A 21,579-nucleotide genomic window follows, 5' to 3' on the forward strand; every position below is an offset into this window, starting at 1 on the left:
GGGTCTCGTAGGCCTGGGCGTCCGCGGGCTTGCGGACGTCCGCCTGGAGCTGCTGTTCCCGGCGCAGGGCGTCGAGTTCGGCGATCCGGGTCTCCTGCACGACGACGTCCTGCCGGGCGCCGGCGTCCGCGAGCGGTCCGGCCTGCCGGGCCTTCGCCGCCGCCTTGTCGCGCTCGGCCTGATAGCCGGCCTGCAGGATCTCGCTGTCCCGGGTGGCCTCCGACATCCGTGCCGCGGCCTTCTGCTCGGCCTCGGTGGCCAGCCGGTTGGCCTCGGCCTGCGCGATGCGCGCGTCCCGCTGTACGGCGGCGGCGTGCGGCATCGCGAGGTTCTTGATGTACCCGGTCGGGTCCTCGATCTCGTGGATCTGCAGCGAGTCCACGATCAGGCCCAGCTTCTCCATCTCCGTACCGCAGGCGGCACGGGTCTGGCCGGTCAGTTTCTCCCGGTCGCGGATCATGTCCTCGACCGTCAACCCGCCCACGATGGACCGGAGATGACCGGCGAACACGTTGTGCACCCGCTCCGACATCATCTTCTGCTGGTCGAGGAAACGACGGCCCGCGTTGGCGATCGACACGAAGTCGTCGCCGACCTTGAAGATGACCACGCCCCGCACCTTGAGCGGAATGCCCTGGGTGGTCACACAATCCACGTGCAGCTCGGTCTCGTTGAGGTCCAGCGAGATCTTGCGCACCGCCTGCACACCCGGCAGCACCAGCGTGCCGCGCCCCGTGACGATGCGGAACCCCATGCCCTCTTCGAGGCCTTCGGTACGGTGTTTCGAGCCGGAGATGATGAGTGCCTCGTTGGGCTCGGCGACCCGCCACATCGACTTGAACAGACCGATCAGTACGAGAACGGCGAGAACCGCCACCCCCGCTACGACGCCGATGACCATCGGCATACGCCCCCTTTTGATGGTGCCCTTTCGGCACCGAACGAAGGGAGTGTGCGCCTGCGCGACACCGGGGTACAGACGTTGACGGATCCTTGTTGCAATCTTGACGCGAACGCCCTTGAAACGGCTCTCACCTGCGGGGGAGCATGCTCAACTGTCGTACGCCTCCGTTACGTAGACGGTACGTGGCGGGAGATATTCCACGACCATCACCACGGTGCCCCGCTCGATCCGGCCCGTGCCGGTGGCGGCGTACGCGAGGAAGTGCTCGGCGCCGCCGCGCACCCGGACGATCACCTCACCGACGAGCCCGGGTCCGACCGTCCCGGTGACCCGCCCCATCAGCCCGACCATCGAAGCGTCTTCCATGGTCACAGGGTACGGGCCGAACTGGGCTGTGCCGCCGGGGAATCCGTGCCGATCGGCTCCGGCCACCGCTCGTGCCAGCGCAGGTCCGCCTCCAGCTGGGCGGCCAGCGACAGCAGGACGGGTTCGCTGTTCGCGGGGCCCAACAGCTGGGCGCCGACGGGTAGTCCGCCCGCCACGAAGCCCGCGGGGACGTTGACGCCGGGCCAGCCGAGGATGTTCCACGGCCAGGCGTAGGGACAGGCTGCGATCATCGCGCGGTCGGTGGCCAGGCCGTCCAGGTCGAGCATCGCGCCGACCGGCGGCGGGGGAGCGGCAGTTGTCGGGGCGAGGACCAGGTCGTACATCCCGAAGAACGCGCCGAACCGGTCGTGCAGGGTCGCCTCCGCGCGCCGGGCCGCCCGCAGCGGGGCGCCGCCGAGCAGCTCTACATCCCGGAGTCGTCGGTGCCCGACCTCTCCGCGATAGACACTCCGTCCGCGACGGCACGCGCGCGTGCCGTGCTGCGTGAGCTGCAGCGCCTCGAACTGGAGGGGCAGGACCGCGCCGTCGAACTCGGCTCGGCCCGCGCGGACGACGCCAAGGAGCTGGACCGCCTTCCCGGGGCCCCTGTTCTCGTCGTCACGACCCGCTTCTTCGCCGAGGGCCGCACCGCCGCAGTCTCCGTCGCGACCTACCGCGCGGACACCTGCCGCCTGACCTTCGCCGACTCCGGCGGCGTAGAAATACACCACGGCCCGGAACGCCAGGCTTCCTGACCCGGTCACAGTTCATCGCGTTGCGCCCCGGAACTTCTCCGGGGCGCAACGCGTTTTTCTTGTACGCACCGGGGATGGCATCGCCCCAAAGGGGCGCGGGGAACGGCGCGCCCAGCCACAACGAACCCGCAGCCGACAAACAACCAGCGAGACCAGCCACAACGGCGCCGCAGCCGACAAACAACCCCACCGCCAAGCTAGCGCCGCGTCACCGTACCCTCGACCGCGAACAGCTGCTCCTCAACATGGTCAAGAGCCAACCGCAGCGCCCCAGTTGCCGCAGCCGCCTCTCCGAGCAACGACAGGGCCACCTTCGGCGGTCGCAGGCAATACCGCGCCAACTCCCGCCGCAACGGCTCCAGTACACCGTCCAGACCGGCCGCCCACCCGCCCACGACGACCAACTCAGGATCGAGCGCCAGCACCAGCGCGGCGACATCGTGCACAAGGCGCTGTATGAAGCGGTCGACGGCCGCGCGGGCCCGCTGGTCACCGTCCCGCGCCAGCGCGAAGACCTGTGCCACAGCCTGCTCGTCCAACGGATGCAGCGGCTCGTCCGTCGTGGACAGCAGCGTCTCCGGAGTCACGTCCCGGCCCAGCAGATGCAGCGCGCCGATCTCACCGGCCGCCCCGCGATACCCCCGGTGCAGCCGCCCCCCGATCAGCGAACCGGCGCCCGGGCTCAGCCCCGCCAGCACCATCACCATGTCGTCGGACTCGGTCGCCGCGCCCTTCCAGTGCTCGGCGACCGCCGCCGCGTTCGCGTCGTTCTCGACCAGCACCGGGCACTTGAAGGAGCGGCTCAGCCGCTCGCCCAGGTGCAGTCCCGTCCACTCGGGCAGCGCGGTGCCCAGCCGTACGGTGCCGTCCGCCTCGACGATGCCCGGTGTGGCGACGCCCACCGCCCGCAGTGAGCCGCGTGCCACTCCGGCCCGGCGCAGCAGCTCGGCGACCGCCGTGCGCAGTCGCTCCAGGCGCTCGTCCGCCGAAGCCGTCTCGTCGACGTCCTTGGCGATGGCGCCGAGCACCCGGCCGTCCAGATCGGCGAGGAGCACGGCGACGCGATGTGCGCCGATCTCCAGGCCCAGCAGATGCCCGGCCTCAGCCCGGAACCTGAACCGCCGCGCGGGCCGCCCCTGGCGCCGTACAACGCTCTCGTCGGCCGCCTTCTCGACGACGAGCCCGGCCTCGATCAGTCCCTCGACGACGCCCTCGACGGTCGGCCGGGACAGACCGGTCACCCGGGTGATCTCTGTCAGCGTGGCGCAGTCCGTGGCACGCAACGCGTGCAGCACCACCGCGGAGTTGATCCTCCGCAGCAGCGAGGGGTCCCCGCCGGTCAGCCCCGCCAAGGTCTGTCCTCCCAGCTCGTGCGCGTGTTGGGCGGATCGTACTCGGCGCGGCGGACCCCGGCGAGTGCCGGGCGCCCCGGACCCACGAGCCCCACCGGATCACCCGGGCGCCACGAACCCCGACTCGTACGCCGCGATCACCGCCTGCGTACGGTCCCGCGCCCCCAACTTCGCCAGTACGGCACTCACATGCGACTTCACCGTCTCGGTGCCGACGACCAGCCGGGCGGCGATCTCCGCGTTCGACAAACCCCTGGCCATCAGCCGCAGCACCTCGGCCTCGCGCTCGGTCAGCCGGGCCCGCTCAAGCGCCGCGCGGGCCGCCCGGTTCCCGCCGTCGTCGCCGTACTCCGCCGCCAACTGCCGCACGGACGCCGGGAACAGCAGCGAATCGCCCTCGGCCACCAGCCGCACCGCGTGCACGATCTCGGCCGGCCGGGCCCGCTTCAGCAGGAACCCGTCGGCACCGGCCCGCAGCGCCTCGTACACGTACTCGTCGTTCTCGAAGGTCGTGATGACCAGGATCTTCGGCGGGTCCTCGACCGTCCGCAGCACCGCGCGCGTGGCCTCGATACCGTCCAGGAGCGGCATCCGTACGTCCATGGCGACCACGTCGGGCCGCAGTTGCCGCACCAGCGGGATCACCGCCGCCCCGTCGGCGGCCTCCCCGACCACCTCGATGTCCGGCTGCGCCTCCAGCACGGCCCGCAGACCCGCGCGTACGAGGGGTTCGTCATCGACGAGGAGAACGGTGACCGGCATCCGGCCACCCTAGATCAGCTCAGCGGCAGCTCCGCGTGCACCTGCCAGTCACCCTCGTGGGGACCGGTATGCGCCCGGCCGCCGAGCAGCGCGGCCCGCTCGCGTATGCCCCGCAGCCCACTGCCCCGGCCCGGACCTGCTATCGCCGCTGTCAGTGGATTGCGGACCTCCAGGTCGAGGGTGCCGTCGGCGACGTCGATACGGACCCGGACGGGGACGGACCCCGCATGCCGGATCACATTGGTCAGCGCCTCCTGGAGAATCCGGTAACCCTCCCTGGAGACCGGCCCCGGCACCGTCTCCAACGGCCCGGTCACCTCCGCGTCGACCTTCGCCCCGGAGGCCCGCGCCGACTCCAGCAGCCGGTCGGTGTCCACCAGCGTCGGCCGACTGCTCACCGGCCGCTCCGCCTCCCGCAACACGCCCAGCACCCGCTCCAGGTCCTCCAGGGCGGCCCGGCCGGTCTCCTCGATGGCACTCAGCGCCCGCTCGGTGAACTCCGGGTCGCCCGCCGTCCGGGCGGCACCCGCCTGCACCACAGCCACCGTCAACGCGTGACCGATGGAGTCGTGCAACTCCCTCGCGATACGCGTGCGTTCCAGCAACTGCTCGGTGCGCTCCTCCAGGGCGGCAAGCCGCTCCGCGCGGGAGGGGCCGAGCAACTTCCGGGCCAGCAGCGTGGCCAACTCGCCGAGGCCGACAATGGCGGCGTACAGGGCGATCAGAGGGAGGGGCGCCAACAAGGCGTACCACCCGTGCGGTGCCGCCTCCTTGAGAATCCATACGTCGTCGGGCACGCGTCCGCGTGCGACCTCGATCAGCTGAAAAGAGATGATCGGCAGCCAGACGCAGGCGCCCGCGGTCACCCAGCCCAGCGCCATCCGGGCTTCCAGCCACAGCACGGTCCGGCCCCGGTCCCGCCAGGTCGCCGACGGCGCCACGGAGATGCTCGGGTCCCGCCGACCCGGCGTCAGTAGCAGGTGCGCCTGTACTCCCTCACCCGTCCGCACGGCCGGGATCAGGGCGACCGGGATCAGCGCGAGCGCGGGGACGTACGGGGTCTGCGGGCTCACGAAAATCCACACGCTGGTGAGCAGCATCGGCACCCAGAGGTGCAGCAGACGCGTGTACGTCGTCCCCTGGAGCAGCGGGCGCAGGAAGCGGGCCATTCCGACATCGTGACAGCCGGCACTGACAATCGGCCTCCCCCGGGCGGGGGAGACGATCTCCACCGGCGGGGGAGGTCCCAACCCCCTTGAACGGCCAGGCTGTTGGTCATGACCAGCATCGACGTACGAGACCTCACCAAGGAGTACGGCACACGGCGAGCCGTGGACCACGTCACCTTCGACGTCCGGCCCGGCAAGGTCACCGGCTTCCTCGGCCCCAACGGCGCCGGAAAGTCCACCACCATGCGCCTCGTCCTCGGCCTCGACCGCCCCACCTCCGGAACCGCCACCGTCGGAGGCCGCCCCTACGCCGAACTCACCGAGCCGCTGCGCCACGTGGGCGCCCTGCTCGACGCCCAGGCCGCCCACGGCTCCCGCACCGGCCGCGACCATCTGCGGGCCCTGGCGGCGAGCAACCGCATCCCGGCCGCCCGGGTCGACGCGGTGCTGGAGGAGACGGGACTCGCGTCGGTCGCGCGGCGCCGGGTGAAGACGTACTCCCTGGGCATGCGGCAGCGGCTGGGCATCGCGGGTGCCCTCCTGGGTGACCCCGAAGTCATCCTGCTGGACGAGCCGTCGAACGGCCTCGACCCCGAAGGCATCGTCTGGATCAGGGAGTTGCTGCGCCGACTGGCGACGGAGGGCCGCACGGTCCTGGTCTCCAGCCACCTGATGAACGAGACCGCCTCCTTCGCCGACCACCTCGTGGTCCTCGGCCGCGGCCGACTCCTCGCCGACACCCCCATGAGGGACTTCATCGACGCGCGCGTGCAGCCCCACGTACGCATCCGTACGACGGACGCGGGCGCCCTCAAGGCCGCGCTCGCCGGGCACGGTCACGATGCCGTGGAACACGAGGACGGGCACTGGACCGTGACGCACGCACGCGTGGACGAGATCGGCACCCTGCTGTCAGCAGCAGGCGTACCCATCCTCGAACTGACCTCGACGGAAGGCACGTTGGAGCAGGCCTACCTCGATCTGACCGCCACCGAGACCGAGTTCACCGCCCAGCACCAGGAGGCCTGACCATGGCATTCACGCCCGTCTTCCACTCCGAGTGGATCAAGATCCGTACCCTGCGCTCCCAGATCGCGTCCCTCGCCACGATCCTCGCGGTGACGGCGCTCTTCTCCGCACTCGCCTCGTCCGACACCGGCGGCGACGACTTCGACCCGCTCTTCTCGGTCTTCTTCGGCGTGGCCTTCGGACAGATCGCGGCGATCGCCTTCGGCACGGCCGCCGTGTCCTCCGAGTTCCAGGGCGGAGCGCTACGGCTGTCGCTCGCCGCGGTGCCGCACCGGGGGCGCTGGTTCGCGGCCAAGGCGACGGCGGTCGCCGTACCCGTGCTGGCCGTCGGCCTGGTCACCGGTCTGGTGACGCTGCTGGTGGGCAAGGCGGTGCTCGGTGCCGAGGCCGACGGGCTCGGCTGGGTGGAGCAGGTGCGCGGTGTCGTCGGCTGCGCCGTCTATCTCACGCTGATGGCACTGTTCGCGGCCGGTCTCACGGCACTGCTGCGCAGCGGTGCGGCGACGCTGGGCATCCTCATCCCGTTCCTGCTGATCGTGTCCTTCGTGGTCGGCGACATGTCGAACAACATCGCGGACCTGCTGCCCGACCGAGCCGGTCAGGTGGCGCTGCACGAGACCTGGGACGGCGCGATGGGTCCCTGGACCGGGCTCGCGGTGACAGCGCTGTGGACGGCGGCGGCGCTGGCGGCCGGGTCGTGGAGTGTGCGGCGCCGGGACGCCTGACCAGCCGTTGGACCGCTAGCCCCGTGCGGTTGGATCGCTAGCCCTGTGCGGCGTCCCGCAACCGCCCGAACTCCTCGGCCATCGTCGCCGCCGTCCAATGCGCGTTCAGCCCGCTCGGATTGGGCAGCACCCACACCCGCGTGTCCCCGAACATCCGCTCCTGCGGCCCCACTTGAGCCCGACGGTCGTCAAATGCAGCTCGGTAGGCCGTGACGCCCAGCACCGCAAGCCACCGCGGCCTCCACCCCGTCAGCTTCGACGCCAGTGACTGCCCGCCTTCCCGGTACTCCTCCGCGCTCAGCTCGTCGGCCCGTGCCGTCGCCCGCGCCACCACATTCGTGATGCCGAGCCCGTACGACAGCAACTCGCCCTGTTCCGAAGGCTTCATGAGCCTCGGTGTGAAGCCGGACAGCTGCAGCACCGGCCAGAAGCGGTTGCCGGGACGGGCGAAGTGATGGCCCGTGGCCGCCGTCATCAGACCGGGGTTGATGCCGCAGAACAGCACGGCGAGGCCGTCCGCGACGACGTCCGGTACGAGACGGTCGCGGGCGGCCTCCAGCTCGGCCTGGGTGAAGCGGGTCAGAGGATCGCCCCCGGGGTGTAGCCCGCGGCCTCCGGGTGCTGCTTCGCGATCTCCTCGACACGGGCGACCACGGCGGCGACCTGGTCGGCGGCGGCGCCCGTGAAGGACAGCTTGTCGGCCATCAGCGCGTCCAACTGGGCGCGGTCCAGCGGGATCCGCTCGTCGGCGGCGAGCTTGTCCAGCAGCTCGTTGCGCTCGGCGCCCTGCTCACGCATCGCCAGCGCGGAGGCGACGGCGTTCTCCTTGATGGCCTCGTGCGCGACCTCACGGCCGACGCCCGCGCGGACCGCGGCCATCAGCACCTTGGTCGTCGCGAGGAACGGCAGATAGCGGTCCAGCTCACGCGCCACGACCGCCGGGAACGCGCCGAACTCGTCGAGCACGGTCAGGAACGTCTCCAGCAGCCCGTCGAGCGCGAAGAACGCGTCGGGGAGGGCCACTCGGCGCACCACCGAGCAGGAGACATCGCCCTCGTTCCACTGGTCGCCCGCCAGCTCGCCGGTCATCGACGCGTAGCCGCGCAGGATGACCATCAGGCCGTTGACGCGCTCGCAGGAGCGGGTGTTCATCTTGTGCGGCATCGCGGAGGAACCGACCTGGCCCGGCTTGAAGCCCTCGGTGACCAGCTCGTGCCCGGCCATCAGCCGGATCGTCTTCGCCATCGACGAGGGCGCCGCCGCGACCTGCACCAGCGCGGTCACGACCTCGTAGTCCAGCGAGCGCGGGTACACCTGGCCGACCGAGGTGAACGCCTGCGAGAAACCGAGGTGGGAGGCGATCCGCTGCTCCAGCTCCGCGAGCTTCGCCGCGTCACCGCCGAGCAGGTCCAGCATGTCCTGCGCCGTGCCGACCGGGCCCTTGATGCCGCGCAGCGGGTAGCGGCCGAGCAGCTCCTCGACCCGGCCGTACGCCACGAGCAGCTCGTCGGCGGAGGTCGCGAAGCGCTTGCCCAGGGTGGTGGCCTGCGCGGCCACGTTGTGCGAGCGGCCGGCCATGACCAGCTCGCCGTACTCGCCGGCCAGCTTGCCGAGACGGGCCAGGACGGCCACCGTACGGTCGCGCATCAGCTCCAGCGAGAGCCGGATCTGCAACTGCTCGACGTTCTCCGTCAGGTCGCGGGACGTCATGCCCTTGTGCACCTGCTCGTGCCCGGCGAGGTCGTTGAACTCCTCGATCCGCGCCTTCACGTCGTGCCGCGTGACCTTCTCGCGCTCGGCGATGGAGGCCAGGTCGACCTGGCCGAGAACGCGCTCGTAGTCCGCGATCGCCGCGTCCGGCACCTCGATCCCGAGGTCCTTCTGGGCCCGCAGCACAGCGAGCCAGAGCTGCCGCTCCAGCTTCACCTTCTGCTCGGGCGACCAGAGCGTGGCGAGCTCGGTGGAGGCGTAACGTCCGGCGAGGACGTTCGGGATGCGGGGCTTGGCGGGAGCGGAAGTCACGTAGACAGATTCTACTGGCGGTTCGTGCAGGCCAGCGCCACAGTCTCCTTCGTCGGAAGCTACGAGACCTCCGTCACCGTCCCGAGTCCGCGAGCTCGGCCAGCACCTCCGCGTGGCACAGCAGCGGCGCACACCAGCAGGCCAGCGTCCGTCCCTGCAGCTCCGGCACCAGGGCCAGCAGATCGGAGCGGGCCAGCAGATACGCCCGGTACTTCGCCATCACCTCCGCGCGCGTGCCGTCCCGACGGCGCGTGGCGGTGTCGTAGGCGAAGGGGTTGTAGAGCGGGTGGCGGGGGAGGTCCCAGCCGCCGAGGGTCCAGCGGCGGCCGACGTAGACGAGGTCCTCGGGGACGCGTTCCAGGCGGGGGCCGAAGTCGTGGATGTGGCCCCTGATGTTGAGCACCCGCGTGGTCATGAGGAGTTACGCCGCCGGGCCCTCGTAGGGGAGGAGGTCCGGGCGCTTGGGGGAGAGGCCGTCGCCCGAGGAGCGGCCGGTGAGGCGGCGGCCGATCCAGGGGAGGAGGTACTGGCGGGTGAAGCGGACGTCTTCGATGCGGCGGGCGGTCCAGTTCGGGGGCGGGGTCGGCGGCATCGGGGTGCGCCACTCCGGGTCCTCCGCCTCGTAGCCGAGGGTCTGCCACACTGCCTCGGCGACGCGGCGGTGGCCATCGTCCGTGAGGTGGAGACGGTCGACGTCCCAGGCGCGCTGGTCGGCGAGCGAGGGTGCGCCGTACAGGTCGACGACCAGGGCACCGTGCCGGTCGGCGAGGTCGTCCACGCAGGCGAAGAGTTCCTCCATGCGCGGCCGGAAGCGTTGCTGGACCGGGCCCTCGCGGCCGGGGCTGCGCATCAGAACCAGCTGCTTGCAGGCGGGAGTGAGGCGTTCGACGGCCTCCTCCAGCAGTGCGCGCACCCGGCCCATGTCGCATTTGGGGCGCAGGGTGTCGTTCAGGCCGCCGACCAGCGTGATCACGTCGGGCTGCATGGCGGCTGCCGGGCCGACCTGTTCGTCGACGATCTGCGCGATCAGCTTGCCGCGCACGGCGAGGTTGGCGTAGCGGAAGCCGGGCGTCCGGGCGGCCATCCGGCCGGCGAGGAGGTCGGCCCAGCCCCGGTAGGTGCCGTCCGGGAGCAGGTCCGACATGCCCTCGGTGAAGGAGTCGCCGATCGCGACCAGGCTGGTGTGCGTGGGATTCGTCTGCATGGCGACGGAGATGATATCCCGCGTCCATACCCGCCGGTCGGTCCCCCTCCCCGATCAGGGGCCGGGGTCACGCCCGCTGCCCGAACAGCTCCCGCAGCACGTCCTCCATGGTCACAAGACCGGTCAGCCTGCCCTCCTCGTCGAGGACGGCCGCGAGGTGCGTACGGCCGCTGCGCATCGCGGTGAGGACGTCGTCCATGGGCGTGCTCTCGCGGATGTTCGCGATGGAGCGCATGTCCTCCACCTTGAACGGCTCGTCGCGCGGCGACGCGTCGAGCGCGTCCTTGACATGGAGGTAGCCGATGATGCGGCGCTCGGCGTCCACCACCGGGAAGCGGGAGAAGCCGGACTCGGCCGACAGCACCTCCAGCTCGGCCGGTGTGATGCCGGCGACCACGTAGTCGACGCGTTCCAGGGGGAGTACGACGTCCCGTACCGGCCTGCTGCCCAGTTCCAGCGCGTCGTTCAGCCGCTCCCGGGCGCGCTCGTCGATGAGGCCCGCCGCGCCGGAGTCCCTGACGATCCGGGCGAGTTCGGCGTCCGAGAAGGTCGCCGTGACCTCGTCCTTGACCTCGACCCGCAGCAGTTTGAGCAGCGTGTTGGCGAACGCGTTGATCGTGAAGATCACCGGGCGCAGTGCCCGGGACAGCGTCACCAGTGGCGGTCCCAGCAGCAGCGCGCTGCGCACCGGCTCGGCCAGGGCGATGTTCTTCGGCACCATCTCGCCGAGCAGCATGTGCAGATAGGTCGCCGCGGCCAGCGCGATCACGAAGGACACCGCGTGGCCCGCACTCTCCGGGACGCCGACCGCGTGGAACACCGGCTCCAGCAGATGCGCGATCGCCGGCTCGGCGACGATGCCGAGCACCAGCGTGCACAGCGTGATGCCGAGCTGGGCCGCGGCCAGCAGCACGGACACGTGCTCCAGACCCCACAGCACGCTCTTCGCGCGCCGGTCGCCCTGCTCGGCGTGCGGCTCGATCTGGCTGCGGCGCACCGAGATCAGCGCGAACTCGGCCCCCACGAAGAAGGCGTTGACGACCAGCGTCGCCAACCCGATCAGCAGTTGCACGGCGATCACAGCTCCCCCTTCGCGGAGTCGGAGCCGGAGCTGGAGTCGGAGTCAGGACCGGATGCGTCGAGCGGCGCGTGCAGCAGCAGCCGCGCGGCCCGGCGCCCCGAGGCGTCCACCACGTCGATCCGCCACCCGGCGACCTCGACGGTGTCCCCGACCTCCGGAATCCGCCCCAGCTCGGTGGCGACCAGACCGGCCAGTGTCTCGTACGGCCCCTCCGGCGCCCGCAGCCCGACGCGTGCGAGCTGGTCCATGCGGGCGGCACCGTCCGCCGAGTACAGCGTGCGGCCCCCGTCGTCCGTCCCGGCCGGGGCCAGGTCGGACGTCTCGTGCGGGTCGTGCTCGTCCCGTACCTCTCCCACGACCTCCTCGACGATGTCCTCCAGGGTCGCGACGCCAGCCGTACCGCCGTACTCGTCGATGACGACGGCCATCGTGCGCTTGCCGGACAGCCGGTCCAGGAGGCGGTCCACGGTGAGGGACTCCGGGACGAGGAGGGGTTCGCGCAGCACGTCGGAGAGGGGGAAGCGGGCCCGCTGATCCGCCGGTACCGCCAGGACGTCCTTGATGTGCACGGTGCCCACGACGTCGTCGAGGCTGCCGCGGTAGACCGGGAACCGGGACAGCCCGGTCGCCCGGGTCGCGTTGGCCACGTCCTCGCAGGTCGCCTGGGCGTCGAGGGCGACGACCTGGACGCGGGGCGTCATCACGTTCTCCGCGGTGAGGTCGGCGAGGTTGAGGGTCCGGACGAACAGCTCGGCGGTGTCCGGCTCAAGGGCGCCCTCCTTGGCCGAGTGCCGGGCCAGTGCGGCCAGCTCCTGCGGCCCGCGCGCGGAGGCCAGCTCCTCGGCGGGTTCCAGGCCGAAGGCCCGCACCACGTGGTTGGCCGTGTTGTTCAGATGGCTGATGAACGGACGGAACGCGGCACTGAACCAGCGCTGCGCGTTGCCCACGCGTTTGGCCACGGCCAGCGGCGAGGAGATCGCCCAGTTCTTCGGCACCAGCTCGCCGACGACCATCAGGAACACCGTCGACAGCGCCGTACCCAGCACCAGCGCGACGGACTTCGACGCGGAGTGCGAGATGCCCAGCGACTCCAGGGGGCCCGCGATGAGCGCGGCGATCGACGGCTCGGAGAGCATGCCGACGACCAGGTTGGTGACGGTGATGCCGAGCTGTGCGCCGGAGAGCTGGAAGGTCAGATTCCGTACGGCCTTCAGGGCACCGGAGGCGCCCCGCTCGCCGCGCTCGACCGCCCGCTCCAGCTCACCCCGCTCCACGGTGGTCAGCGAGAACTCGGCCGCGACGAAGGCACCGCAGAGGAGCGACAGCAGAATCGCCACCAGCAGCAGAAGCACTTCGGTCATCGGGTCACCTCCGTCCCATGATCGGACAGGGCAGGGAGGTTCGCGCGATGTCGCGTACTGGGAGGCTCGCCCATGGGCGGACGCTCACACCTTTCGAGGAGATGCAGAAGTTCCGGGTCGTCCACCAATGGTAAAGGATGAGCAAAGCGGTCAGGTGGTGAGGTGCTTCACCCAGCGCCGCCAGTGGTCCTCGCGTACGTACCCCGCCGCGTGCCACGCATGCTGCCCGGTCTCGTTGCGTTCCAACACCATCGCGTCCCCGCGGCGCCCGCCCAGCGCCGTGAACCGCTCCTCGGCCGCCGTGAGCAGCGCCGAGCCGATGCCCCGGCGGCGCTGCTCCGGGTGCACGGCCAGCCGGTACAGGTGACAGCGCCAGCCGTCGAAGCCGGCGATCACGGACCCGACGAGCCGCCCGTCGCGTTCCGCGAGGATCAGCGCGTCCGGGTCCCGGTCGATGAGCCGGGCCACGCCGTCGCGGTCGTCACTGATGCTTGTCCCTTCGGCGGCCTCGCGCCAGAACGCCAGGACGGCGTCGATGTCGGTGCGGGCCGCACTGCGGATATGAAGATCACTCATGGGAAGAGCCAAGCAGAGGGTGGGCGGGCTCGGCGAGCGGGTTTCGGCGCAGTTCCTCGACGACCGGTGCGAACGCCTCCATGTACGGCTCCAGCACGGTGAGGTAGGAGAACCCGTACCGGTCGCGCAGCGCGCGCACCCTCGCGGTGATGTGGTCCAGGGTGCCGACCAGCATGACGGGGAGGTCGAGGACCTGCTCCAGGGTGAGGTCGGGCCGGCGCTCCAGCAGCGGCCGGAGCGCGCCCGCGGGGTCGTCGGTGACCGCCACGAGCTGGATCAGCAGGTTGAGTTCGGCGGGTTCCCCGCGGCCGGCCGCGAACTCCCGGTACCGGCCCACCCGTTGGCCGAACTCGGCGGCGTCGACCGGTGCCAGCTTGCCCGTTGTGCTGCCCGGCTCCAGGCTCGCACCCGTGAACGCCGCGATGTCCGCGTGCTCGGCGGTCAGGCGCAGCATACGGTCGCCGTTGCCGCCGAGGAGCAAGGGCACCCGGGGCTCAGTGGTCTTCAGCAGCCGCGTCAACTCGTCGACCGTGCGCCGCAGATGGTCCACCCGTTCCCGCGGCGAACCGAAGAGCAGCCCCGCCGTGTCGTGCTCCGCCTGTACGTAGCCGGTGCCGAGCCCGAGTTCGAGGCGTCCGCCCGTCAGGTCGTTGGTGGTCATCACCTCGCGGGCCAGCAAAGTGGGGTTCCAGAAGCCCGCGTTGAGCACGAACGTGCCCACCCGTGGCCGCTCGGTCGCCTCCGCCGCCGCGACCAGCGCCGGGAACGGCGCGACCATGCCCAGATGGTCGGGGACCAGGATCACGTCGTAGCCGAGCTCCTCGGCCCGGTGGCATCTGGCGCGCCACTCGTCGGCGGGCGCGGACGTGAGCAGACTGGCCCCGAAGCGGAACGGGCGCGGCATGAACTCTCCTCGACGGCAGAGGACCTGAGAGGGCGTCAGGTGACTTGAGTGGCTGTCGCGATTCCATCACTCGTGCGCGATGGCCGCCAGCACGTTCATCCGGGAGGCGCGCAGCGCCGGCAGCAGGGCCGCGACGATGCCCACCACCGCCGAGCCGATCACCACCGCGACGATCGTGGTCCACGGCACCGCGAGCGCCTTCATGCCCTGCAGTGCCAGGACTTGTTGAGCGCAGACGCCCCACACCAGTCCGAGCCCGAGTCCCAGGACAGCGCCGAACACGGCGATCACCACCGACTCCAGCCGGATCATCCGGCGCAGCTGACGCCGTCCGAGTCCGATCGCGCGCAGCAGACCGATCTCGCGGGTGCGCTCCACGACCGACAGGGCAAGGGTGTTGACCACGCCGAGCACCGCGATGACGATCGCCAGCCCGAGCAACGCGTAGACGAGATACAGCAGTACGGCGATCTGGTCGTGGACCAGCTTCTTGTAGTCGGCCTCGTCGCGCACCTGCACCTGCGGATAGGGCTTCAGCGTCGTGTCCAGCGCCTTGCGGAGCTGGTCGGCGCCGGTGCCGGAGACGGCGTTCACGTACAGGGCGGAGTCCTGGCCGTTCGGGACGTACTTCTCGGCCGTGGCGATCCCGAAGAAGAGCCCGCCCTGCGTCCCGAACCCGTCCGCCGAGTCCTGGTCGCTGAGGGCGCCCACCGTCAATTGCGTGGTGCGTCCGCCCGGGAACTCGACGGGGAGCACGCTGCCGAGCCGTACCCCGTGGTCCTTCGCGAAGTCGACGTCCATGGCGAGGTGTCCGGCGGCGAGCGCCGAAGTCGTGTTGCCCTGCGCGTACTTGATGTGGGCGACAGCGTCGAGCGGGGTGTCGTAACCGGCGGCCGTAGTCTCCACCCGCTTGCCGTCCGGCAGCCGGACCGCGAGGGGTGCGAAGCGGGCGCGGACGACGAGTCCGACGCCGTCCGTGGCGCGCACATGGTCCGTGACCTCATTGGAGAACGGCACGAAGCTGCCGTTCTGGATCACGAAGTCGGCGCCCAGGGTCTTGTCGATCTGCTGGTCGAAGGACTTGGACATGGAGGCGCTCGCCACCGACATCCCGCCGACCAGGGCCAGGCCCACCATCAGGGCCGCCGCGGTGGCGCCCGTACGGCGCGGGTTGCGCAGGGCGTTGCGCTGGCTCATCCGGCCGACCGAGCCGAAGAGGGCGGGGAAGGCGCCGCCCAGCACCCGGATCATCGGGCGGACCAGGAGCGGGCCCGCGATCACGGTCGCGATCAGGGTCAGCGCGATCCCGAGCCCCAGGAGAGAGGCGGCCGAGGCCGTCTTCGTCGCGGCGGCGCAGCCCGCGAGCGCGGCCACCCCGATCGCGCCGACGATCGAACCCACTACGGCCCGCACCTTCAACGGCCGCCCCACACCGGCGACTTCGGCGTCCGCGAGAGCCGCCATCGGCGAGACCGTCGCGGCCCGCCGGGCCGGGAGATACGCGGCGACGAAGGTGACGCCGACGCCAACGACGTACGCTGCCACGGGAGTCGGCCAACTCACCACCATCTCCGTGGTCTTGAGGTTCATGCCGAACGCGGTCATGAGTTTGATCAGCCCGGCCGCGAGTCCGATACCGGCCGCCAGGCCCAGCGTCGAACCGATCAGGCCGAGCAGCAGCGCCTCGGTGAGCACCGAGCGCCGCACCTGCTTGCGGTCGGCGCCGAGGGCACGCAACAGGCCCAGTTCGCGGGTGCGTTGGGCGATCAGCATCGAGAACGTGTTGACGATCAGGAAGACGCCGACGAGGACCGCGATACCTGCGAAGCCCAACATCACGTACTTGATGACGTCCAGGAAGCCGCCCAGGTCGGCGGCGGCCGACTTGGCCTGCTCGTCGGCGGTCTTGATGTCGTAGGAACCGGACGAACCGATCGCGGCGGCCACCCGCTGCTTGAGTACGGCGTCGGTCACGCCCTTGGCCGCGTCCACCGAGATGCTCGTAGCACGGTCGGAGGCGCCCAGCAGCTGGGACTTCGCGGTGGCGGGGTCGAGGAAGACCAGCGCGGCACCGGGGTTGGTGGTGGTGAAGGTGGCGATGCCGACGATCTCGACCTTGAAGCTGCCGGGCTGCGCCTGCACGGTCAGCGTGTCGCCGATCTTGACGTGTTTGTTGTCGGCGGTGTCCGCGTCCAGGAGGGCCTGGCCGGCGCCCTGCGGGGCGTGTCCCGAGGTCAGTTTCACCGGGCTGCGGTCGGTGAGGTACCAGTCGGTGGCGATGGTGGGCGCGCCCGTGGTCGGCCCGACCGACTTGTCCTTGCTGTCGACGACCACGATGTTCTGCACGGACACGTCGGCGTGCGTCGCGGCGACCCCGGCCACCTTCGCCACCTGCCCGGCGAGCGCGGCGGGCACGGTCTCGGTCGCGCCGGTGGGCACCGAGGACTTGAGGTCCTGCTTCGGCTCCACGGTCACGTCGGCGGACGTCGACGCGAAGAGCCGGTCGAAGGTGCGGGTCACCGTGTCGGAGAAGATCAGGCTGCCGGCGACGAACGCGACGGACAGCACGACGGCCAGCGCCGAGAGCAGCAGCCTTCCCTTGTGCGCGAGGAAGCTCCGGAGGGTCGCCTTCAGCACGGCTTCAGTCCTCAGTCCTTGTCGAGGGTTACGTCGGTCGTGTTCTCCGAGGGGCCGTCGAACTGGCCCCTCGCGAGGTCGAACCGCTTCATGCGCTCCAGCACGCCCTCCGCCGTGGGCCGCTCCATCTCGTCCACGATCCGCCCGTCCGCGAGGAAGAGCACCAGGTCGGAGTGGGCGGCGGCGCCCGGGTCATGGGTGACCATGACCACGCTCTGCCCGAGGCCGTCGACCGCGTCACGCAGGAAGCCGAGCACTTCCAGACCGGCCCGCGAGTCGAGGTTGCCGGTCGGTTCGTCCGCGAAGATCAGCTCGGGCCGGGAGGCCAGTGCCCGCGCGCAGGCCACCCGCTGCTGCTGGCCCCCGGACAGCTGGGACGGCCGGTGCTTGAGCCGGTCCCGCAGCCCCAGCGTGTCGATGACCTGGTCCAGCCACTTCTGGTCCGGCTGCTGCCCGGCGATGTCCATGGGCAGCGTGATGTTCTCGGCCGCGTTGAGGGTCGGGATGAGGTTGAACGACTGGAACATGAACCCGATCCGGTCCCGGCGCAGCCGGGTCAGCTCGCGGTCCTTCAGGCCCGTTATCTCGGTGTCGCCGAGCCACACCTGCCCGGCCGAGACGGTGTCGAGCCCCGCCAGGCAGTGCATCAGCGTGGACTTCCCGGAGCCCGAAGGTCCCATGACCGCGGTGAAACGGCCGCGCGCGATGTCCACGTCCACCGCGTCCAGGGCGAGCACGGTGGTCTCGCCCGAGCCGTACGCCTTGGTCAGACCGCGGGCGCGGGCCGCGATCCGGTCGGCCGAGGCCTGACCCGGGGCGTGCTCCGCTGCAGGTGTGGACAAGACGGCCTCCTGGAGTTCCCTCGCTCGTGGACGTGCCCGACTCCGTACTTCCGGCCGAGCCTAGTGTGACGCGCCGCACACCCGATATCCTCCGTGCGGCCGAGGCGGCCTCCGCCCCAGGTCGGGCCCCCGAGACCGGTGTAAGGGGCACTCTCCACCCGCCGGACGAGCCCTTGCGTCTGCTAGCGATTCGGCGCTAGCGTCTAGGTATGGCGAAGACCCAGCTGAACGTACGCGTGGACGAGGGCACCGCCCGCGCGGCACGTGAACGTGCCCTGGCCCGTGGCATGAGCGTCAACCGCTACATAGAAGAGCTGGTCAGACAGGACACCGGCGAGGTCGGCCACACGTTCGTCGAAGCCGCGGCCGACTTCATGAAGCAGTACGAGTCCGTCTTCGCCGACGAGTTCGGCACCGACGGGAAGAGCACCCGCGAAGGTCGCCGCTGATCCCTTGAACAACCTCAGGATCGACCTCGCCTGGCTGCTGATGCTCGCCGAACACAACACACCCGGAGACCCCCAGGTCACCGACTGGGGCGCGCCCGTCGCCGCCGTCGCCCGCCGCGTCGGCTACGACGACCCCGCCTACTTCTCCCGCCTGTTCACCCGCCGCGTCGGCATGCCCCCCGTCCGCTTCCGCGCCCAGCAGGGCCGCGCCGTCCCCGGCGGCTGGAGCGACCAGGTGCCCGATCCCGCCGATCCGCCGATGATCGGGTGGGCGCACTCCACGTAGGGTGGTCGCCCATGACCACCAGCAACAACGGAACCGGTGACGTCGACCCCGCCGTGCGCGAGGAACTGGCCAGGCTGCGCGACAGCATCGACAACATCGACGCGGCCGTCGTCCACATGCTCGCCGAACGCTTCAAGGCCACCCAGCAGGTCGGCTTCCTCAAGGCCACCCACCGGCTGCCGCCCGCCGACCCGGCCCGAGAGGCCCGCCAGATCGAGCGCCTGCGCACCCTGGCCGAAAACGCCAAGCTGGACCCGGCGTTCGCCGAGAAATTCCTCAACTTCATCATCGCCGAGGTGATCCGGCACCACGAGCGCATCGCGGAGGACGCCGTGAACGGCGGTTCACCCACGGCGAACTGACTCCGCCGGACCCGTAAGGGGCGTGACACCGGGGTGTGTTCGGGGCGATGCTGCGCTGTGCACCTGCATGTGCACTCCTTGTCAGCCGACGGGCACACCCCGTCAGCGCCTGCGTCATAAGCTGGTTGTCCCACGCGGGAGGGACCTCGGGTCATGCCGTCGGATGCCAGGATCCTCATCGTCGACGACCATGAGGACACGCTGTACGCGCTGGAGAGCGCCCTCGCCCCGCTGGGCTACCGGCTCGCCCGTGCCACCAGCGGCGACGAGGCGCTCAAGCAGGTGCTCCGCGGCCGGGTCGGCCTGCTCCTGCTCGACGTGCGCATGCCCGGCGTCAGCGGCCTGGACGTGGTCCGCTACCTGCGCCGCCTCGAACAGACCCAGCACATCCCCGTCGTCCTCCTCACCGGCTTCGGCCTCGACCCCGAACTGACCGCCGCCGCCTTCGGCCTCGGCGTCGCCGATCTCATCACCAAGCCCGTCGACCCCTGGACCCTGCGCACCAAGATCCGCTACCTCTACGACGCCCACCAGCGCCACCAGGCCCTGGAACAGGAGGTCCGCGAACTGCGCGCCCTTCTCAAGGACCCGCCCGACCCCGGCCCGGCCCTGCCTCACCCGTCCCCGCCGAACCCGGACGCGCGCGTGCCCTACCAGCGTGACGCCCAGAACACCCCCACCACCACCCCCACCCCCGACCGGACATAGGCCGCGTACCGGACCTGCTCTGTGCCATGTCAGTGCCATCAGGCAGCATGTCCACCATGTCCGTACTGACGCGCGACGAAGCGCAGACCCGTGCCAGGCTCCTCGACGTCCACCGCTACACGATCGAACTCGATCTGACGACGGGCGAAGACACCTTCGACTCCCGCACCGTCATCCGGTTCACCGTTCGCGGGGATCAAGAAGGAACCGACACCTTCGTCGAGCTCAAGCCCGCCGAGCTGCGCTCCGTCACCCTGGACGGCCACCCCCTCGACCCGGACCAACTCGTCGAGAACCGGCTCCCGCTGACCGGCCTCACCACCGGCGAGCACGAACTGCGCGTCGACGCGAGCATGCGCTACTCCCGCACCGGCGAGGGCATGCACCGCTTCACGGACCCCACCGACGGCGAGACCTACCTCTACACCCAGCTGTTCATGAACGACGTCCAGCGCGTCTTCGCCGCCTTCGACCAGCCCGACCTCAAGGCCGTCTTCGACCTCTCCATCAAGGCCCCGGAAGGCTGGACCGTCCTCGCCAACGGCATCACCGAACACCTCGGCGAAGGCCGCTGGCAGGCCGCCACCACCCCCCTCATCCCCACCTACCTCGTCGCCGTCGCCGCCGGCCCCTGGCACTCCGTGCGCACCGAACACCGCGGACTGCCCTTCGGTATCCACTGCCGCCGCTCCCTGGCCCCCCACCTCGACGCGGACGCCGAGGAGATCCTCGACATCACCCGCCAGTGCTACGACCGCTACCACGAGAAGTTCGAGGAGCCCTACCCCTTCGACTCCTACGACCAGGCCTTCGTCCCCGAGTTCAACGCCGGCGCCATGGAGAACCCCGGACTGGTCACCTTCCGCGACGAGTTCATCTACCGCTCCGCCGTCACCGACACCGAGCGCCAGACCCGCGGCATGGTCATCGCCCACGAGATGGCCCACATGTGGTTCGGCGACCTTGTCACCCTCCAGTGGTGGGACGACATCTGGCTCAACGAGTCCTTCGCCGAGTACATGGGCTACCAGACCCTCACCGAAGCCACCCGCTTCACCGACACCTGGACCGACTTCGGCGTCGTCCGCAAGGCCTGGGGCTACGACGCCGACCAGCGCCCCTCCACCCACCCCGTGGCCCCCGAGAACGTCGACGACACCGCCTCCGCCCTCCTCAACTTCGACGGCATCTCGTACGCCAAGGGCGCCTCCGCGCTACGGCAGTTGGTGGCCTGGCTCGGCGAGAAGGACTTCCTCGCCGGCATCAACACCCACTTCGCCCGCCACAAGTTCGCCAACGCCACCCTCGCCGACTTCATCGACTCCCTCGCCTCGGGCACCGAACGAGACGTCCACGCCTGGGCCGACGCCTGGCTGCGCACCACCGGCGTCGACACCCTCACCCCCACCATCACCCGCACCGAGGACGGCACCCACACCCTCACCGTCGACCGCGCGGGCAGCCGCCCCCACCGCATCGCCGTCGGCCTCTACGACCAGGACCGCGACGCCGGCTGCCTCGTCCTGCGCGAACGCCTCGACCTCGACGTCCCGCAGAGCGAGCCCCAACCCCTCGGCAAGCGCCCGGCGTTGCTCCTCCTCAACGACGGCGACCTCACCTACGCCAAGGTCCGCTTCGACCCCGACTCCTTCGAAGCCGTCCGCACCGGCCTGGCCGGCCTCCCCGAACCCCTCACCCGCGCGGTCGTGTGGAACGCCCTGCGGGACGCCGTCCGCGACGGCCAACTGCCGCCCTCCACCTACCTGGACGCCGCCCGCGCCCACCTCCCGCACGAGACGGACCTCGCCCTCGTCCAGGGCGTCCTCGCCTTCGCCGCCGCCCAGGTCACCGACCGCTACCTCACCCCCGAGGCCCGCCCGGTCGCCCTCGCCACCCTCACCGCCCTGTGCCGCGACCTCATCCGCCGCACCGAGGACGGCTCCAACCCCGGCCTGCGCCTCATCGCCGTACGCCACTTCATCGACGTCGCCGCCCACCCCGACACCATCGCCGCCTGGCTCGCCGAGGGCACCGTGCCCGGCGGCCCCGAGCTGGACCCCGAGCTGCGCTGGCGCGTCCTGGGCC

General features: G+C 70.8%; 23 protein-coding genes and 1 pseudogene. 8 read left to right on the plus strand and 16 right to left on the minus strand.

The features are described 5' to 3' along the window. From R6V09_RS18220 to R6V09_RS18230, 3 genes are all read right to left on the minus strand, one after another. Positions 1-907, minus strand: a 907-nt coding sequence (locus R6V09_RS18220; RefSeq protein WP_317882466.1) for an SPFH domain-containing protein, incomplete at its 3' end; no start/stop codon positions are given. 144 nt (positions 908-1,051) lie between these two features. Continuing rightward, positions 1,052-1,270, minus strand: a complete 219-nt coding sequence (locus R6V09_RS18225; RefSeq protein ID WP_317882467.1) for a hypothetical protein — start codon at positions 1,268-1,270, stop codon at positions 1,052-1,054. Between the two features lie 2 nt (positions 1,271-1,272). Continuing rightward, entirely contained in the window at positions 1,273-1,785 is a 513-nt protein-coding gene (locus R6V09_RS18230) for an amidase family protein (RefSeq protein WP_317882483.1), read from the minus strand. Here R6V09_RS18230 and R6V09_RS18235 point away from each other — a divergent pair. Beyond that, positions 1,681-2,025, plus strand: a pseudogene (locus tag R6V09_RS18235) (UTRA domain-containing protein); the annotation flags it as partial. The gene R6V09_RS18230 and the pseudogene R6V09_RS18235 overlap by 105 nt on opposite strands. 197 nt (positions 2,026-2,222) lie before the next feature. Here the strand turns inward: R6V09_RS18235 and R6V09_RS18240 are convergent. From R6V09_RS18240 to R6V09_RS18250, 3 genes are all read right to left on the minus strand, one after another. Beyond that, positions 2,223-3,377: an ROK family transcriptional regulator gene (locus R6V09_RS18240; RefSeq protein ID WP_262061833.1), complete on the minus strand. Its 1,155-nt coding sequence runs from the start codon at positions 3,375-3,377 to the stop codon at positions 2,223-2,225. 99 nt (positions 3,378-3,476) lie between these two features. Further along, positions 3,477-4,139 carry a response regulator transcription factor gene (locus tag R6V09_RS18245; RefSeq protein WP_317882468.1) on the minus strand — a complete coding sequence of 221 codons (663 nt, stop codon included), beginning with the start codon at positions 4,137-4,139 and terminating at the stop codon, positions 3,477-3,479. A 14-nt stretch (positions 4,140-4,153) separates the two neighbouring features. Next, positions 4,154-5,308 carry a sensor histidine kinase gene (locus R6V09_RS18250; protein ID WP_317882469.1) on the minus strand — a complete coding sequence of 385 codons (1,155 nt, stop codon included), beginning with the start codon at positions 5,306-5,308 and terminating at the stop codon, positions 4,154-4,156. Between the two features lie 108 nt (positions 5,309-5,416). Between R6V09_RS18250 and R6V09_RS18255 the strand changes: the two genes are divergently transcribed. Together R6V09_RS18255 and R6V09_RS18260 are read left to right on the plus strand one after the other, a co-directional pair. Beyond that, positions 5,417-6,337 carry an ABC transporter ATP-binding protein gene (locus R6V09_RS18255; RefSeq protein WP_317882470.1) on the plus strand — a complete coding sequence of 307 codons (921 nt, stop codon included), beginning with the start codon at positions 5,417-5,419 and terminating at the stop codon, positions 6,335-6,337. Between the two features lie 2 nt (positions 6,338-6,339). After that, positions 6,340-7,062 carry an ABC transporter permease subunit gene (locus tag R6V09_RS18260; protein ID WP_317882471.1) on the plus strand — a complete coding sequence of 241 codons (723 nt, stop codon included), beginning with the start codon at positions 6,340-6,342 and terminating at the stop codon, positions 7,060-7,062. 37 nt (positions 7,063-7,099) lie between these two features. Here the strand turns inward: R6V09_RS18260 and mug are convergent, their stop codons facing one another. From mug to R6V09_RS18310, 10 genes are all read right to left on the minus strand, one after another. Further along, positions 7,100-7,645: a G/U mismatch-specific DNA glycosylase gene (mug, locus tag R6V09_RS18265; RefSeq protein WP_317882484.1), complete on the minus strand. Its 546-nt coding sequence runs from the start codon at positions 7,643-7,645 to the stop codon at positions 7,100-7,102. Further along, entirely contained in the window at positions 7,642-9,084 is a 1,443-nt protein-coding gene (purB, locus tag R6V09_RS18270) for an adenylosuccinate lyase (RefSeq protein ID WP_317882472.1), read from the minus strand. Before purB ends, mug begins: the two co-directional genes overlap by 4 nt. 73 nt (positions 9,085-9,157) lie before the next feature. Then, on the minus strand, positions 9,158-9,499 hold the full coding sequence (locus tag R6V09_RS18275) for a DUF4326 domain-containing protein (protein WP_317882473.1): 342 nt from the start codon (positions 9,497-9,499) through the stop codon (positions 9,158-9,160). Positions 9,500-9,505: 6 nt separating this feature from the next. Beyond that, entirely contained in the window at positions 9,506-10,288 is a 783-nt protein-coding gene (locus R6V09_RS18280; RefSeq protein WP_317882474.1) for an SGNH/GDSL hydrolase family protein, read from the minus strand. Positions 10,289-10,355: 67 nt separating this feature from the next. After that, on the minus strand, positions 10,356-11,369 hold the full coding sequence (locus R6V09_RS18285; protein ID WP_317882475.1) for a hemolysin family protein: 1,014 nt from the start codon (positions 11,367-11,369) through the stop codon (positions 10,356-10,358). Next, the gene (locus R6V09_RS18290; RefSeq protein ID WP_317882476.1) at positions 11,366-12,730 is read right to left on the minus strand and encodes a hemolysin family protein; all 1,365 of its coding nucleotides are present in this window, start codon (positions 12,728-12,730) and stop codon (positions 11,366-11,368) included. The genes R6V09_RS18285 and R6V09_RS18290 overlap by 4 nt, the downstream gene beginning before the upstream one ends. 150 nt (positions 12,731-12,880) lie before the next feature. Next, positions 12,881-13,306, minus strand: a complete 426-nt coding sequence (locus R6V09_RS18295) for a GNAT family N-acetyltransferase (protein ID WP_317882477.1) — start codon at positions 13,304-13,306, stop codon at positions 12,881-12,883. Further along, positions 13,299-14,210, minus strand: a complete 912-nt coding sequence (locus R6V09_RS18300) for an LLM class F420-dependent oxidoreductase (RefSeq protein WP_317882478.1) — start codon at positions 14,208-14,210, stop codon at positions 13,299-13,301. The genes R6V09_RS18295 and R6V09_RS18300 overlap by 8 nt, the downstream gene beginning before the upstream one ends. Before the next feature lie 66 nt (positions 14,211-14,276). Further along, positions 14,277-16,847 (minus strand): ABC transporter permease, encoded by a 2,571-nt coding sequence (locus tag R6V09_RS18305; RefSeq protein WP_317882479.1) that lies wholly within the window; start codon positions 16,845-16,847, stop codon positions 14,277-14,279. A gap of 11 nt (positions 16,848-16,858) precedes the next feature. After that, entirely contained in the window at positions 16,859-17,689 is an 831-nt protein-coding gene (locus tag R6V09_RS18310; protein WP_317882480.1) for an ABC transporter ATP-binding protein, read from the minus strand. Between the two features lie 209 nt (positions 17,690-17,898). On the opposite strand from R6V09_RS18310, the gene R6V09_RS18315 reads away from it, so the two are divergent. The 5 genes from R6V09_RS18315 to pepN all read left to right on the plus strand — a co-directional run. Further along, positions 17,899-18,138, plus strand: coding sequence for a hypothetical protein (locus R6V09_RS18315; RefSeq protein WP_019070961.1), 240 nt, complete (start codon positions 17,899-17,901; stop codon positions 18,136-18,138). A 4-nt stretch (positions 18,139-18,142) separates the two neighbouring features. Further along, positions 18,143-18,424 carry an AraC family transcriptional regulator gene (locus R6V09_RS18325; protein WP_327095899.1) on the plus strand — a complete coding sequence of 94 codons (282 nt, stop codon included), beginning with the start codon at positions 18,143-18,145 and terminating at the stop codon, positions 18,422-18,424. Between the two features lie 11 nt (positions 18,425-18,435). Then, positions 18,436-18,786 carry a chorismate mutase gene (locus R6V09_RS18330; RefSeq protein ID WP_093625585.1) on the plus strand — a complete coding sequence of 117 codons (351 nt, stop codon included), beginning with the start codon at positions 18,436-18,438 and terminating at the stop codon, positions 18,784-18,786. Positions 18,787-18,939: 153 nt separating this feature from the next. After that, the gene (locus tag R6V09_RS18335) at positions 18,940-19,494 is read left to right on the plus strand and encodes a response regulator (protein WP_317882481.1); all 555 of its coding nucleotides are present in this window, start codon (positions 18,940-18,942) and stop codon (positions 19,492-19,494) included. A 47-nt stretch (positions 19,495-19,541) separates the two neighbouring features. Then, on the plus strand, positions 19,542-21,579 hold a 2,038-nt coding region (gene pepN, locus R6V09_RS18340; RefSeq protein ID WP_317882482.1), incomplete at its 3' end, for an aminopeptidase N.

This window comes from Streptomyces sp. W16 (genome assembly GCF_033194735.1).
Taxonomy (GTDB): Bacteria; Actinomycetota; Actinomycetes; order Streptomycetales; family Streptomycetaceae; genus Streptomyces.